The 1,061-nt window shown below is 57.6% G+C and carries 1 protein-coding gene; it reads left to right on the forward strand.

All coding sequences use genetic code 11. The features are described from left to right. Nucleotides 1-143: 143 nt before the first annotated feature. Nucleotides 144-1,061, forward strand: a 918-nt coding sequence (locus tag AC04L7_RS19430; protein WP_475513808.1) for an acyl-CoA dehydrogenase family protein, incomplete at its 3' end; no start/stop codon positions are given.

Raw genomic sequence — 1,061 nt, forward strand, 5'->3', positions numbered from 1 at the left:
ACCTCAAAGGCGCTGCTCTTTTGCTGGCTTCTGCAGCCGGAAAACACATGACCGGGCATGCCATTGTTGTCGATGGCGGCACCAGTGCGGTGATCGGCGCGTGATTGCGAAATCTCTATCCGCCAACGAACGAAGGATTACCCATGACGTTTGATTACGAACCATCCGAGTTGACGCAGCGTGATGAACTGCTCTACGCATGCCAAGAATTGACCCCCCTCTTGCAAGCGGCAAACGACACCGTAGAAAAAGAACGACATCTGCCGAACGAACTTGCCGAAAGACTGGCTCAGGCCGGCCTCTATCGAATGTTCGTTCCACGCGCGCTCGGCGGTCTGGAGGCGGACGTACATACATTCGTGGCCGTCGTAGAAAAGCTGGCGCAAGCCAATGCTGCGGCGGCATGGTGCACGTTTATCTCGAACACGTCGACCATCATCGGGGGCTATCTTCCCGGTCCCGAAGCGAAATTACTGTTCGAGAACCCGAACATCAAGATGGCGGGCGTATTCGCGCCCCGCGGGACTGCGGTCCGCACGGTGGTCGACGGGGTATCCGGCTTCCTGGTGAATGGCAGTTGGATGTGGGGCTCCGCCTCGTACAACGCCGATTTCATCACCGGTGGGTGCATGATTTTGGGCGAGGACGGAAAACCAGAAAAATTGGCGGACGGAACACTCGAAAATCGTTCCATGGTTTTTCGGGCGGAGCAAGTTTCGATAGCCGACACGTGGCACACGCTCGGTTTGCGCGGAACAGGTAGCAATGAATACAGCGTCAAAGATGCATTCGTGCCTGCCGGCCTGTCCGCATCCATCCTTACCGACGTGCCGATCCCAGGTGCGTTGTTCAAGTTTCCGGTGTTTTGCATTCTGGGCGTCGGCATTGCGGCGGTAGCGCTCGGCATTGCGCGTCTTGCCATCGACAGCTTGATAGAGCTCGCAACAAAAAAGACGCCCCAAGGCAGCGCCCGTCTTCTGGCAGAGCGCCCCTCAACTCAGCAGCATGTCGCAAGGGCAGAAGCCCAGCTTCGCTCCGCTCGGGCTTTCTTGATTGACGCA

This window comes from Pseudoxanthomonas sp. LjRoot204_2 (genome assembly GCF_056175765.1).